Source organism: Pirellulales bacterium (genome assembly GCA_035499655.1).
Classification (GTDB): domain Bacteria; phylum Planctomycetota; class Planctomycetia; order Pirellulales; family JADZDJ01; genus DATJYL01.
Genome location: DATJYL010000147.1, coordinates 1 through 12,137, shown reverse-complemented (window position 1 = coordinate 12,137; position 12,137 = coordinate 1). Strand labels below are relative to the sequence as shown.

At 55.3% G+C, this 12,137-nt stretch carries 12 protein-coding genes; 4 read left to right on the top strand and 8 right to left on the bottom strand.

Annotated elements, in window-relative coordinates:
- Positions 1-173: 173 nt before the first annotated feature.
- The 3 genes from VMJ32_10640 to VMJ32_10630 form a co-directional block, all read right to left on the bottom strand.
- Positions 174-308 (bottom strand): hypothetical protein, encoded by a 135-nt coding sequence (locus VMJ32_10640; GenBank protein HTQ39478.1) that lies wholly within the window; start codon positions 306-308, stop codon positions 174-176.
- A gap of 15 nt (positions 309-323) precedes the next feature.
- Positions 324-947, bottom strand: coding sequence for a hypothetical protein (locus VMJ32_10635; GenBank protein HTQ39477.1), 624 nt, complete (start codon positions 945-947; stop codon positions 324-326).
- 189 nt (positions 948-1,136) lie between these two features.
- Positions 1,137-2,240, bottom strand: a complete 1,104-nt coding sequence (locus VMJ32_10630; protein HTQ39476.1) for an FtsW/RodA/SpoVE family cell cycle protein — start codon at positions 2,238-2,240, stop codon at positions 1,137-1,139.
- A gap of 401 nt (positions 2,241-2,641) precedes the next feature.
- Between VMJ32_10630 and VMJ32_10625 the strand changes: the two genes are divergently transcribed.
- The 3 genes from VMJ32_10625 to VMJ32_10615 all read left to right on the top strand — a co-directional run bounded on the left by VMJ32_10625 (position 2,642) and on the right by VMJ32_10615 (position 5,698).
- Positions 2,642-3,691 carry a TIGR03000 domain-containing protein gene (locus VMJ32_10625; protein ID HTQ39475.1) on the top strand — a complete coding sequence of 350 codons (1,050 nt, stop codon included), beginning with the start codon at positions 2,642-2,644 and terminating at the stop codon, positions 3,689-3,691.
- Positions 3,692-3,941: 250 nt separating this feature from the next.
- On the top strand, positions 3,942-4,598 hold the full coding sequence (locus VMJ32_10620) for a hypothetical protein (GenBank protein ID HTQ39474.1): 657 nt from the start codon (positions 3,942-3,944) through the stop codon (positions 4,596-4,598).
- The gene (locus VMJ32_10615; GenBank protein HTQ39473.1) at positions 4,595-5,698 is read left to right on the top strand and encodes an HTTM domain-containing protein; all 1,104 of its coding nucleotides are present in this window, start codon (positions 4,595-4,597) and stop codon (positions 5,696-5,698) included. The genes VMJ32_10620 and VMJ32_10615 overlap by 4 nt, the downstream gene beginning before the upstream one ends.
- Before the next feature lie 60 nt (positions 5,699-5,758).
- Here VMJ32_10615 and VMJ32_10610 read toward each other — a convergent pair whose 3' ends face one another.
- The 5 genes from VMJ32_10610 to VMJ32_10590 form a co-directional block, all read right to left on the bottom strand.
- Positions 5,759-6,919 (bottom strand): PEP-CTERM sorting domain-containing protein, encoded by a 1,161-nt coding sequence (locus VMJ32_10610; protein ID HTQ39472.1) that lies wholly within the window; start codon positions 6,917-6,919, stop codon positions 5,759-5,761.
- 88 nt (positions 6,920-7,007) lie between these two features.
- A complete protein-coding gene (locus VMJ32_10605) occupies positions 7,008-7,820 on the bottom strand; it encodes a PEP-CTERM sorting domain-containing protein (protein HTQ39471.1) in 813 nt (270 codons plus the stop codon).
- 222 nt (positions 7,821-8,042) lie between these two features.
- On the bottom strand, positions 8,043-9,065 hold the full coding sequence (locus VMJ32_10600) for a PEP-CTERM sorting domain-containing protein (GenBank protein ID HTQ39470.1): 1,023 nt from the start codon (positions 9,063-9,065) through the stop codon (positions 8,043-8,045).
- A gap of 27 nt (positions 9,066-9,092) precedes the next feature.
- Positions 9,093-9,590 carry a response regulator gene (locus VMJ32_10595; protein ID HTQ39469.1) on the bottom strand — a complete coding sequence of 166 codons (498 nt, stop codon included), beginning with the start codon at positions 9,588-9,590 and terminating at the stop codon, positions 9,093-9,095.
- A 359-nt stretch (positions 9,591-9,949) separates the two neighbouring features.
- Positions 9,950-10,966 (bottom strand): sigma-54 dependent transcriptional regulator, encoded by a 1,017-nt coding sequence (locus VMJ32_10590; protein ID HTQ39468.1) that lies wholly within the window; start codon positions 10,964-10,966, stop codon positions 9,950-9,952.
- 270 nt (positions 10,967-11,236) lie between these two features.
- Between VMJ32_10590 and VMJ32_10585 the strand changes: the two genes are divergently transcribed.
- Positions 11,237-12,137: bestrophin family ion channel (locus tag VMJ32_10585; protein HTQ39467.1), on the top strand; the 901-nt coding region annotated here is incomplete at its 3' end.

Here is a 12,137-nt window from a genome sequence, read left to right as displayed (position 1 = left end):
AGTTTTATTAGAAGCCGGCAGCGAGTAAGCGCGGAATCTCTATTCCGGAGCGCGCCCTTTGCAATCCTTCTCTTTCGGGCTTCCGGCCTTTGCCATGAGTTTGCTCAAGCAAAGCCGAGGACGGAATAGAGTAGGTTTACTATGTCCGCCCTACGGGAAGCTGAGTAGGTTTCCTAGGATGACGACAATTCGGCAAGCAGTGTATCGAGTTTTTCCAAGTCAATCGCCTTCTTGATTTTTTGCGTATCCACTCCGTCGATGATGGCGTAAGCTTCGTCGCAATACTTGTCAAAAAATGTCCAAGTCATTTGCTGCTTGCGACCTCAAGTCACGCAGACGGGCCCTTGTTGGGTATAGCCGGGAACGAACACGTAGTGCCCGCCCCAAGAATTGACGGCTCCTCGGCGACCGCGGACGACATCCCACGGTTTGCCCGTCTGAAACTGCGACTGGGCCGAAACTGGTAATCTGAGGCCCAAACCTACGCCGATATCGAGCACGATGGCTTGCATCACCTGGGCATGATCGGATACATCCAATTCGGAAAATGCTTGAATTTTGTAATTGGCGGCGCCCACCAGCCAGCCCGAGGTTTGCCACTCCTGCAGCGAATCGAGCACGACTAACCCGGTATCCGCTCCCCCCGTTTCCTGAAAATACTCGCGGATGACGTCTTGATCGGAGATGGAAATGACCTTTTTTTGCTCGGCCAGCTCAAAACGTAAGGTCTGATGGGCGCGGCCGGCCATGACGCAATCGCCATAGCGATCGTTGGCAAACATGGGCGTGGGGACGCCGGGATGTTGCTCGTCAAAATCGTATTCCTTGGGCAGAGCGATCCGCGCCTTCACCAGCGCGGCAAACCTCAATGTGCGAGGATCGTGCCGGGCGGGCGCCTTGCCAAGCTTGAACACGGGATGCCGATGAATGCCTTTGCTGCGGGCCATACAAACCTCCGAAGGATCGAGGAAAAATCGATGCGTGTTTTATAAGTGTACAGATATACACTTATCGCAAGCAAGCGGCAAGCCAGATTTTAGGCCAGGGCCATGGTTGCGGCGGAAGAGCGAAGGCGCCATGATTCGACCAGCGCCCAGCCTGAAGAACAGGATAAGAAGACTAAACTTCTGTGGAAATCAGCGCGCTGAATGCCGCGCCACGCTCATCACCAATCCCAGCGCTCCCATATGCGCCACTAAATCTGACCCACCGTAACTGATCAATGGCAGCGCCAGCCCCGTGATCGGAAGCAAACCCACCATCATGCCCGTGTTGATCAGAACTTCGGCGCCAAATAACGCGGCGACTCCCACGGCGATGAGCCGTCCGAACGACTCTTCCGTGTGGCTGGCGACGCTCAAACACTTGGCCGCCAACACGCCGAATAACACGAGCAATAATCCAATCCCGATTAGCCCAAAACGCTCCCCGACTACACAGAACACAGAATCGGTTTGGGCTTCCGGCAATCGCGAGGAGGCCACAGCCTGTTTATCCGCTTCTGACCGGAAAATGCTTCCCCAAGTTCCGCCCAGTGCAAACATTCGCTTGGCTTGATCGAGATGAAAGCCATCGGCAGTGGCCTGTTCTCGCGGAGCGTTTTGTTCCCACAGGGCTGTGACGCGAGATCGCTGATCGTGGCTCATCTGGCTCCACAGCAACGGAAACAACAGCAGGCCGGCCACGGCCAGTCGCAATAAATCGCGCCGCCGAGCCCCGGCGGCAAACAGAACGGAAAATAAAATGGGGAGGAAGACCAACGCCGTGCCCAGATCAGGTTCTTTCAAAATCAAAAGCATCGGGAGCCCGGTCATTGCCAGCGGCCACAAAACGCTGCCGGCGAATCCGGCCGCGGCATCGTAATACATCAACCACTGAGCCAGCGAAAGGATGAACACCACTTTGGCCAATTCCGAAGGTTGAATTCCAAATCCGCCCACTCGAATCCAACGGTGGGCGCCGTTGACGGGCGGAAAGAAATAGACGGCCAATAGACCAATTAAAGTTGCGCCGTAAAAAATTGGGATGTAGCGCGCAAATCGGCGGTAATCAATCCAGCTCGTCAAAATCAGCGCGCCAAATCCCAAAATTGACCATACGATTTGCTGCCGGACCAGTCGATTCGAACCGTCGTTGATTTGTTCGCAGCGCGCAATCGTGGCGCAGCCCAAAATCAACAGGACCAGGGCTACGGCTGCGATAGGCCAAACCCGGCGACGAACAACGAGTAAGCCATCCATGGCATTTCCCGAAAAAGGTGGCAGTTAGATGATTGCGGGCAGGAGATCCCGAGCGTGGAATCGTGTTAAAAACGAACGCTTGGGTCAATTGTAACGGATCTTCCGCTAGCGCGATATTGGAACGTCATCGCGTGGGAACGATCAGTATTGTGTGCTTTTTAAGAAGACGCAAACCACGGAGTTACAACGCTTTATGGGAGGCCACGTAGCGGAATATACCAAAATTGGATTTCTGATTCTTGGTTGAAAAAACTGAAGAGTCTGGAAAGCTGGTCCACAACACTTAACCGGAAAAAATTGCCCAATCTACTTGATTTACGTGCTAGTGTTTGTATGTTTTGGGGGTGAGGTTGCAGAGCCCCAGGTGGTCAATTTCACGTATTTCAGGGAGAAAAACAGACATGATTCGCAGGAATTTATCCAAGTGGATGTTTGCCGCGGCCATCGCCGTCGCCGGTTTGGTCGTCGATGCGCGCAGTTCACTGGCGCATTTTCACGGTGGCTGGGGTTCAAGTTCATCTTCCTCCAGCGGCTGTTGGGGATGCAGCAGCTGTTCTTCCAGCGGTTGCTGGGGATGCAGTAGCTCCTCGTCTTCGTCCGGCGGCTGGGGTTGGCACCATGCCTACTATTCCAGCTGGGGATGCAGCTCGTGCAGTTCCAGCGGTTGCTGGGGCGGTTACTATTGGGGATGCAGCAGCTCTTCTTCCAGCGATAGCTGGGGATGCAGCAGTTCTTCCTCTTCCAGCAGCGGCACCGTGATTTACGACAATTCGCAGCCCGCACCCGATATGCAATCCAAGCCAGCGGCTCCGGCCGGCGGAGCGCCCACGCAAGCTCCCGGCAGCACCGCTCCGGCAGCACCGACTTCGATGAACAGCGACATGTATCGCTCCTTGGACGGCAGTCAAACCGCGCTGCTCAGCGTGAGCGTGCCTGCGGAAGCCAAGATTTTTGTCAACGGTGCGGAAACAACCAGCACCGGCAACGAACGGCAATTCGTTAGCCGTGGCTTGACCGCCGGCAACCGTTACGAATACGAAGTCCGTGCGGAAATGCTCCGCGATGGAAACACCGTGACCGAAACCAAGACGGTTACTTTGGGTCCCGGCCAGCAAGTCAACCTGACGTTCAATTTTGAAGACAATAAGGAAGCCCCGGTCGCCGCTGGCAGCAAAGCCAAAACCAAGCTGACCCTCCATGTGCCTGCCGATGCCAAGGTGTTTTTGGCCGGCCATGAAACCAGTGCGACGGGCGAAGTGCGTGAATTTACCACGTCGAAATTGGATTCCGGCGCCGAGTGGAAAAGCTACACCGTGCGCGTGGTGTCCAACATAAACGGCCGTGATGTTAGCAAGGATGAAACGATCACGCTCACCGGCGGGGAAGACCGCGATTTGACGTTCGATTTCAATTCGAACTCGGTCGCCACCACCGCCGCGGTCACTCGCTAAGTGGCTCGCTGAGCGCCATCATCCTCGAAGTTTGCAACTAGAGCCCACGCCTCCGCACGGCCTTCCGTGCGGGGGCGTTTTTCGTTTTGTTCATGGAGCTAATCCGCTTGATCGAACATCTAGCCGCTGAGCTTGCTCAGCGGCTGCGATCCAGACTGTTTTTGAACGTTCGGCACGGGCTGCGTCCGCACAATTGTTAAATCCTGCCATTTATTGACCACAGGCAGATTGATGGTCGATATTCACACTGATGGCAAACTCCACGCAAAACGCCCGAATTTCGGAACCGGAAGGCAAGCCAGTACCCAAGGCCTCGTTGGCGCTGCATTGGAAAGTGCTGATCAGCGTTGTTCTGCTGGTCCACATGACGGCCCTCATCGCGGCTCCCATGGCGGCGGGCCCTTGCAGCGAATTGGAACGCCAGGTTGCACGCTCGTTTTCCTGGTACACCACGCTGGCCTACATCGATCACGGTTATCGTTTCTTCTGTCCGGAGCCAAGTGCCGGTCATCTGGTGCGTTACACGCTCAGTTATCCGAACGGAACAACCAAGACGGATGTGTTTCCGAATTTGAAAGAACAGTGGCCGCGACTGCTGTATCACCGCTTTTTCATGCTCTCGGAAAAGCTCGCTCGGCTCATGTCCCCGGACATTCCCGCCGACGCGCCGGAAGAAGTTCGCCGGGATGCAGAAGTAGAACGCAAAGTGATGCAGCCCGCGCTTGACGCAATGGTCCGTTCTTATGGCATGCATCTATTGGAAACGACCGGTGCAAAGGCCGTCACGTTGGAATACGTGGAACATGAAATTCCGGAAGAGGAAGATATGCTGCGTGACCGGCCGCTGACCGACCCGGGCCTGTACAAAGTGCTGTGGACAAAAACCTACGAGGCCCCCAAGCTGTGAAACTAGTCGCCCATTATTTTCGTGATTTGTTTCGGGGCACCGTGGCGGGCTGGAACCGCTTTTGGTTTACACCCACCGATCCGGCCACGCTGGGAATCGTTCGCATGCTGACCGGGGCCATGCTGTTCTACACGCATTTGATTTGGTCGTTCGATCTGGCGGGGTTTTTCGGCCGTGACGGTTGGATTACACCCGAGGCCATGAACAAGTTGCCTTGGCATTCACCGTTGGAATGGAGTTGGTTTTATTGGATCGATTCGCCGATTCTGCTGTGGTGTGTTCACATTGCCTGTCTGTGCGTGTTCGCCTTGCTCACCATCGGCTTGTTCAGCCGGACGATGTCGGTTCTCGCGTTCATTGCCACCGTCTCCTACATCAACCGTGTTTCTTTGGCGCAGTTCGGCTTGGACGACACGAATGCCATGCTCGCCTTGTATTTGATGGTGGGGCCGTGCGGGGCCGCGTATTCGGTCGATGCCTGGCGGAAACGTCGTCGCCTCAACGGCCAACTTAGCGGCGCAGTAGGGGAGGGGAGCGTTGCAAATGCTGCAAGATCGGCTCAGCGATTCATCGAGCCCAGCATTGCCGCCAACATTGCCATCCGCTTGTTGCAATTCAATTTGTGCGTGGAATATTTTTTCGCCGGAATTGGCAAAGCCCAGGGCGAGCAATGGTGGAACGGAAACGCCGTGCTGATGGCGGTCGGCAACTTGGAGTATCAATCGTATGACTTGACGGGGCTCATTCATTACCGCTGGCTGGCATCACTCTTGGCCCACGGCACGATTTTTTTGGAAATGTCCTATTGCGTTCTGGTATGGCCCCGGCTTACTCGACCACTCGTTATCGCCGGCGCTGTGGCCATGCACTTGGGCATTGGCGCATTTTTGGGCATGTGGACCTTCGGGCTGGCGATGATAATTGCCAATGTAGCGTTTGTTTCACCGTGGGTGGTGCGGCGAGTGCTGGATCGGCAGCCATCCAGGGGCGGGCCGAATCAGGGAAACGTGGAGCAGCAATCTGGCGGCAAGCAGAGCAGGGGAACTGTGCGATCGCCTAACGGCGCGCAGCCAAGCTCGTTGACCTCGGCCCGGAAATAGTGCGCGCCCAAAGGAAGCCTGCACCGGTCTTTGCTTGGACCGCTTAGTTTAAAACCTGTTTCAAATCCTGGGACGGCGAGGCTCCTGCCGAGTCGAAACCTCAGTTTTGAAACAGCCTTTTAGGAATTTTCTTAGTCTTACCCTGAATGCAAATACTCCGAGACCCAAAAGCACAAAGCCCGAAGGCTCGGGGACTGACCCACCGCCAGAAGCCGGCGCTAGATCGTCCAACCCATTTACTAAAGTGTCCTGTGTCAGAGTATTGTTAATCAAGTCAAGCTGATAGATGTGGGAATCGCCAACCGAGTCGCTCGATGCGATAAAAATATTTCCCAGCCCGTCCGAGGTGATCCCGTCCGGCCCTGGAACAATTCCTGTGCCCGTTGCAATCTGAACATTGTTCAAGTTATTCGGATCGATCGAATACACCAAGTTCCCGAACAACGACGAGGCATAGAGCAAGCCAGAATACGAGTCGTAGGTCAGCCCATCTAGGCTGTTAAGGCCGGGGCTTGTGGCCAGAATAGCACCTGTAACCGGGTCGATTTGGGCCACTTCTTTGCCGGTGGCGCCGCCGTAACGGTAACCAATATTGGCGAACAGTTTATTGCCAACATAGGCCAGCCCCTCCGGATTACCCAGACCGGAGGCCAATGGCGTCACCACAGGGAAAGTAAGATTATTAATGCGCTCGATGGTCCCGCTGCCATAATCGCTGATGAGCATCGAATTTCCGCCTGGCTCAAGCACCATATCCGCGGCATTGGTTAAGCCGCTGGCCAATGTCGTGCTGGCCATGGTGATCGGGTCGTACTTCACGACTTGCCCGTTGCCGACAGTAACAGTCGAGTATATGACGTCCCCGCTGGAATCGAACATGACGCTATCCGGAGGAGCAGGCGTATTGAGGTAGGTCGTTACGCTGTTGGTAACCGTATCGACTTGGTCGATTTCGCTATACCCGCCATTTGCAGTGGCATAAAGCGTTTCCGCTTGAGCACGGCCAACGGCAAAACAAGATGCAAACACAACCATAATTCCGACAATTCCCCAGACGCGGGCCAATATTTGGCGGATTCGCTTCCTCGCCAACCCATTGTTAAGCGGTAATTGCTCAAATTTCAGAACTTCTCCCTGCAACGGATCGGCAAACACCCGGCCGCAGATGACGGAAAACAAAACCACGACCGACAGAGAGGATTGAGATAGAAGCGTTTTCATGACAATTGTCCTGGCAAAAAGGTGAAACAAGATGCGTTTGCCCGCCGTGGTACAAACGGCGGACAAACGCGGCAGAGCGAAAACAGAATTAACTTTGCAGCGTCGGCAAGCGAATATACGCCGTCGCTAGACCGGTATCGGTTGACTGGCCAAGTCCACCCGTGCGGTTAATCCGGCGGCGTCGCCAGAGCTTGGCGCCAATTCCGATGGTTCCCAATCCGAGCAATACGATCGTGCTGGGCTCCGGCACTGCGGTGACGGGCAGTCGGAAGATCAGGTATTCGCCATGATCCTGGCCGTCGGTGAACGCGTTGTCAGGATTGGTGTAAGGAGTCGGACCATTCCACCACATCCATTGAGAAGCGTTTCCCATTCCGCTGCCCACAGTAACGCCGTAGGGTCCGCCCCCACCGTTATCGATCGAGTACACCGCCGGAGCGACCCAGCCGTTGGAGGTGTTCGTGCTGGCGTTAGCTAATTGGATCTGGGTCGTAAGATCGGCCAAAGTGGGCGCTGCCGCTCCATTGGCGAGGGAAACTCCGGTGGCCGTGACTTGCCATTGTGGGTCACCGCTGCGCACAAATCCACCGAGTGTGAGGTTCTGAAAGCTGGCCAAGAACCCCTGTTTATCAAAAATATCGCTCCAAGCGGCGACGTAAATATAAGAGCTGTCGGGCGCCGAAAGCGAGTATGTCTCGGGAACAAAGATTTGACCGGCTGTGGTATTGAATGCTCCGCCGACATCGGTGGTGGCCGACGTCGGTGTGCCCACATACAACTCATATTGATTGTCGGCTGTGGCAATGACATTAAAATTCTGAGTCGCCATCGAGGAGTTTACTAAACCGAGAGTGCAGGCCCCCACAAGGACCCCGAGGATCAATGGATTGTAGATCTTCATATTCGTTCTCCACAAAAAAAGAAAAGAAGCTGGAAACAAACGGCTGTGGATCCTGGCCAATGCAAAGCAATGTTGCGAACTAGATAGCAGTTAGTAGGAGGTGAGTGGGAGGTTAAATCGGCGAATACAAAATCGAATTTGTCCAAACGGACATTACGAACCGCTCTCTCAAAAATTGAGAGAGCGGTCCGTGGAAGGCGTTTAGAAAATTGTCGGGTTCCATCAGGCGTTGCAAACCCGGCGGCGTCGCCAGAGCTTGGCGCCGATTCCAAGCGTTCCCAGCCCAAGCAGAACAATGGTGCTGGGTTCCGGCACAGTGTATAGTTGAAACGCTAAATCCTCGGATAAGGTTTCGATGCCTGGCTGCCCGTCAATGGGTACACTGCCGCTGGGGGTCCGCTGGTAATTCATCGGTAGCATTTGGGTTTCTGAATTGATGGCGAACGTACCAGCGGAATTCACGCCGTAATCGATATTGCCGGTGACGGCATCGTCTTGGAAGTGCCAGACAGGAATCATGGCGGTTGTCACCGTTCCTTCGACATGCTCGCCGGGCGTGGGCACCGCTGACGCAAGCGTGTCCTGAATTCCCCAATCGCGGTTGTGCCATCCCCACTGGAGTGACTGCTGGTTCAGACCTGCCAGGGCCACGATCTTCAACCAGTACACCGTGCCTGCCTGTTCTTGAAATGGCATCGCAAGTTCGGCGTTGTACTGATACAGCGGCTCGGAGGTGCCGTTGTTATTATTGATGAGTGTTTCGGTGAAGGTGCCGGAACCGGCCGAGATCGCGCCGGGGGTGACCACCTGCGTGAGGATTGGCTGATTGGGTTCGCTATACCCAGCGGCATTTTGCGCTGCCGGCAGATCGCTTTCGAACGAAATTAAGAACTGCTTAACACCACCGTTAGGCGCAGCATTGGAATTGTTCAAATAGGAACCCCACCAGGTAAGATGCACGACCGGCGAGCTGTAATTGTCGGAAAAATCGTCGGCCGCAAAAGTGCCATTAAAATCAGAGAGACTGGTATTAGGATAGGCAGTGCTTAACTCATCGTGGCCGGGATAGGGTGCGCCTCCCGCGCCGTAAGTGACACCGCCGACCGTGACGCCTAGTCCATTATTGAGCGGCAATTGCTGGAATTTGAGGACTTCACCCGGCAGCGGGTCGGCAAAGGCCCGCGTTGCGATTGCGGCAATCAATGCGAGCGTGGTCAACACGAGACAAGCACGGAGGAATTTCATAACACATCTCCTTGAAAAAAAGTGGAACTAGTGCGTTGATCCGCCTAATGGAACATCCGAAGTGGAGCGAACGCGAGAAGACTGAAGAGAATCGACATTTGCCAAGGGAGCCGTCACCGGCCCGGCGACTTGGCGCGAACCTTGCTGACCGCTGACAAAATCCAGCAAGGCTGAAAAATCAACCGAATGGTTTGAACCCTTGCACACATACAAATCTGCGCCGCAACGACAGGCCAAGCGCTCGTCTTCGTCGTTGTACGAATCGGAGACAATGAACACCCTGGCCGTGGGAATTCGGTCACGCAGCATTTCGAATAAATCAAAGCCCGACATGTCCGGCAGCAGCGCGTTTACCAAGTAAAGGTCTGCCGGCATGAAATGGGTTAACCGCAACACGGCCCTGGCGCTGGTGAGCAAATGCACCTGCCAGCCGTGCTGGACCGCCAGCAGCGAGAGCTCTTGGTAATCGTGAGGCCGGGCATCGGCGACGATGATCTGCGATTGAAGGCGTAAAGACAAAGTCACGTGTATCTCCTCATCCTTGAAATCTGCTAGGTTGCTTGATCGGGAACGGAATCAATTCGGCCGCCCCTAAAGCAGCCGGCGTGCCGCGGTGAATTGCCGCACAACCATCTCGCGCCGAAGATGAACACTGGCGGGCAGTTAAATTTTTCTTGTACACGGCCGTGACGCACTGGCTGGCGCACGGAGCGGTTCAGAGCGCCGGAGAAATTGGCGCTGTTCGTCACAGATTGCGGCGGCCTGCCCCATTTTTTAATGCGCCATTGCGCAGCAATTACGAATGCACAAGAGCGGGGGATCGCAGCAGTCGAAGCGCGGAATGATTCCGCTGGCAAAGAAACATGGCTGAGAAGAATGCCCGCTTAACGGGGCGGAGTGTTGCGCTGCTGACTAGGCCTGCCACGGCGCGATTGGGGAGCAAGCACGCCAAACCGCTTGATTTTCCGTGCCAGGCTGGCCCGGTCGATCTTCAGAAGTTTTGCAGCCTGACTCAGATTGTAGAACGTGCGTTGCAGGGTTGTTTGAATGTGCTGCCGCTGAATTTCGGCCAAGCTTGGCCAAGGCAGCGCTGCGGACGGCGGCTCGTCGTGGACTACCGGGACTGGCGATTGCTCCACGGCGGCGGAAATGTCGTTTGGAATGGCCTCCGGACCAATTTCCGCTCTAGGAGCAAATATCGCGGCCCGTTCCAACACGTTTTGCAATTCGCGGACATTCCCCGGCCAAGAATATGCCTGCAAGGCCACAAGTGCCGCCGCAGAAAGCTGTTTTTTTGGAAAACCATGGTCGATGGTCAAGCGATTCAGAAAATGCGTTGCCAACACGGCAATATCTTCCGGCCGCTCACGCAAGCTGATGGTTTCAAACGACACCACGTTCAAGCGGTAATACAAATCGAGCCGGAAACACCCTGCCTGAACTTCCGACAGCAAGTTGCGATTGGTGGCGGCGATAATGCGCACGTCAATGGGAAAAGGCTGATCGCTTCCCAAGGGGACGACGACGCGCTCCTGAATGGTGCGCAGCAATTTTGCTTGCAATTCGGGACTGAGCTCGCCGATTTCGTCCAGCAGAATGGTCCCGCCATCGGCGACCCGGAAACAGCCCAGTCGCGGATGCTCGGCCCCTGTAAAGGCCCCCTTTACGTGCCCAAACAGATGGCTGGCAAATAATTCACCCGCGAGCGAAGTACAATCGACCGGAATGAACGGACCGGTACGGCGCGAGCTATGCTCGTGAATGGCCCGCGCGATAAGTTCTTTGCCTGTTCCGCTTGGACCGGTTATCAAAACGTTCGACGAGAAAGCTGCAACTTGCAGGATTTTCTGTCTCAGTAAACGGGTCCAAGCCGCCTCGCCCACAAATTGGGGCACGCCCATTGCCGGCTCCTCTGCGTAGACAGAAAAGCCTCTTCCCTCAGCGAAGTGCTCCCCAGAGTCTAACACAAATCTAACGATTGGCCTATCAATTTTGGGGGTTTGATAAAGAATTAATGTTTGCGATTCGACGATGCCGCCACCATCCTTGATATTGCAACATGACCGCCTGCACAGTTCTGGCAATCTCCAGCAAGCATCGAGACATCCAAATGGCGTTCTGTTAAAAAAGCCAGGTGGCAACCCGAAGCCTCGAACAAGATTGACCCTAAGATGAAATGGTTTAATCATTTTTGGCAACAGGCGTTGGCCCGACGTGGGTCGGTCCTGCTGCATGTGACGCTGCACGTGATTGGGTTCGGCGCGATCGCCGCGGCGGTGTGTGCCGCTTCCCGATTTGTGGAACAACAGTTCAATACCTATTTGGGATTGGACGTTGCCCCGTATGAAATTGCCGGCGGCTTGCTGGGGCTATTGCTGGTGCTCCGCACGAACGCCGGATACGATCGCTGGTGGGAAGGCCGGAAACTGTGGGGCGGGATTGTCAATCAATCGCGAAATTTGGTGATTACGGCCCTGTCGTATGGTCCTGCCGACCCAGCGTGGCGGCAACAATTTGTGCGTTGGGCATCGGCCTTTTCTGCCGCGAGCCGAGCAAGCCTCCGTGGCCAGCGGAACGATCCGCAAATTGCGGCGCTGGTTGGACCTGAAGCGGCGGCTCAAATTGCGGCGGCCGACCACGCGCCAAGCTTTGTGGCCTTACAGCTGGGCGCGTTTTTGCAAGACGCCGCCGAGAAGCACGGCATGGACGGGTTTGCCTTTCTCCAGGCTGACCGAGAGCGAGCGCTCCTGATTGACCACCTGGGCGCCTGCGAGCGAATTTTGAAATCCCCTTTGCCGCTGGTTTACTCGATTGAAATTCGCCGCTTTGTGATGTTGTTTTTGGTGACGCTGCCGTTTGCGTTATTGCACAAGGTGGCGGACATTTGGCTGATTCCGATCATCACGATGCTGGTGGCATACCCTTTAACCGCTCTGGACCAAATGGGCATTGAATTGCAAAATCCGTTTGCCACGGACAATTTGAGCCACTTGCCGCTAGATGACATTACGGCGACGATCGAGCGGAACCTGGCAGGCATTTTGGCCGTGGCGTCGCAGACCACGGTGACAG

Excerpts from the sequence above, each read along its gene's own strand:
- VMJ32_10600 (HTQ39470.1), bottom strand. The coding sequence starts at position 9,065 with ATGAAATTCCTCCGTGCTTGTCTCGTGTTGACCACGCTCGCATTGATT.
- VMJ32_10630 (HTQ39476.1), bottom strand. The coding sequence starts at position 2,240 with ATGGATGGCTTACTCGTTGTTCGTCGCCGGGTTTGGCCTATCGCAGCC.
- VMJ32_10625 (HTQ39475.1), top strand. The coding sequence starts at position 2,642 with ATGATTCGCAGGAATTTATCCAAGTGGATGTTTGCCGCGGCCATCGCC.
- VMJ32_10635 (HTQ39477.1), bottom strand. The coding sequence starts at position 947 with ATGGCCCGCAGCAAAGGCATTCATCGGCATCCCGTGTTCAAGCTTGGC.
- VMJ32_10620 (HTQ39474.1), top strand. The coding sequence starts at position 3,942 with ATGGCAAACTCCACGCAAAACGCCCGAATTTCGGAACCGGAAGGCAAG.
- VMJ32_10605 (HTQ39471.1), bottom strand. The coding sequence starts at position 7,820 with ATGAAGATCTACAATCCATTGATCCTCGGGGTCCTTGTGGGGGCCTGC.
- VMJ32_10610 (HTQ39472.1), bottom strand. The coding sequence starts at position 6,919 with ATGAAAACGCTTCTATCTCAATCCTCTCTGTCGGTCGTGGTTTTGTTT.
- VMJ32_10590 (HTQ39468.1), bottom strand. The coding sequence starts at position 10,966 with ATGGGCGTGCCCCAATTTGTGGGCGAGGCGGCTTGGACCCGTTTACTG.
- VMJ32_10640 (HTQ39478.1), bottom strand. The coding sequence starts at position 308 with ATGACTTGGACATTTTTTGACAAGTATTGCGACGAAGCTTACGCCATC.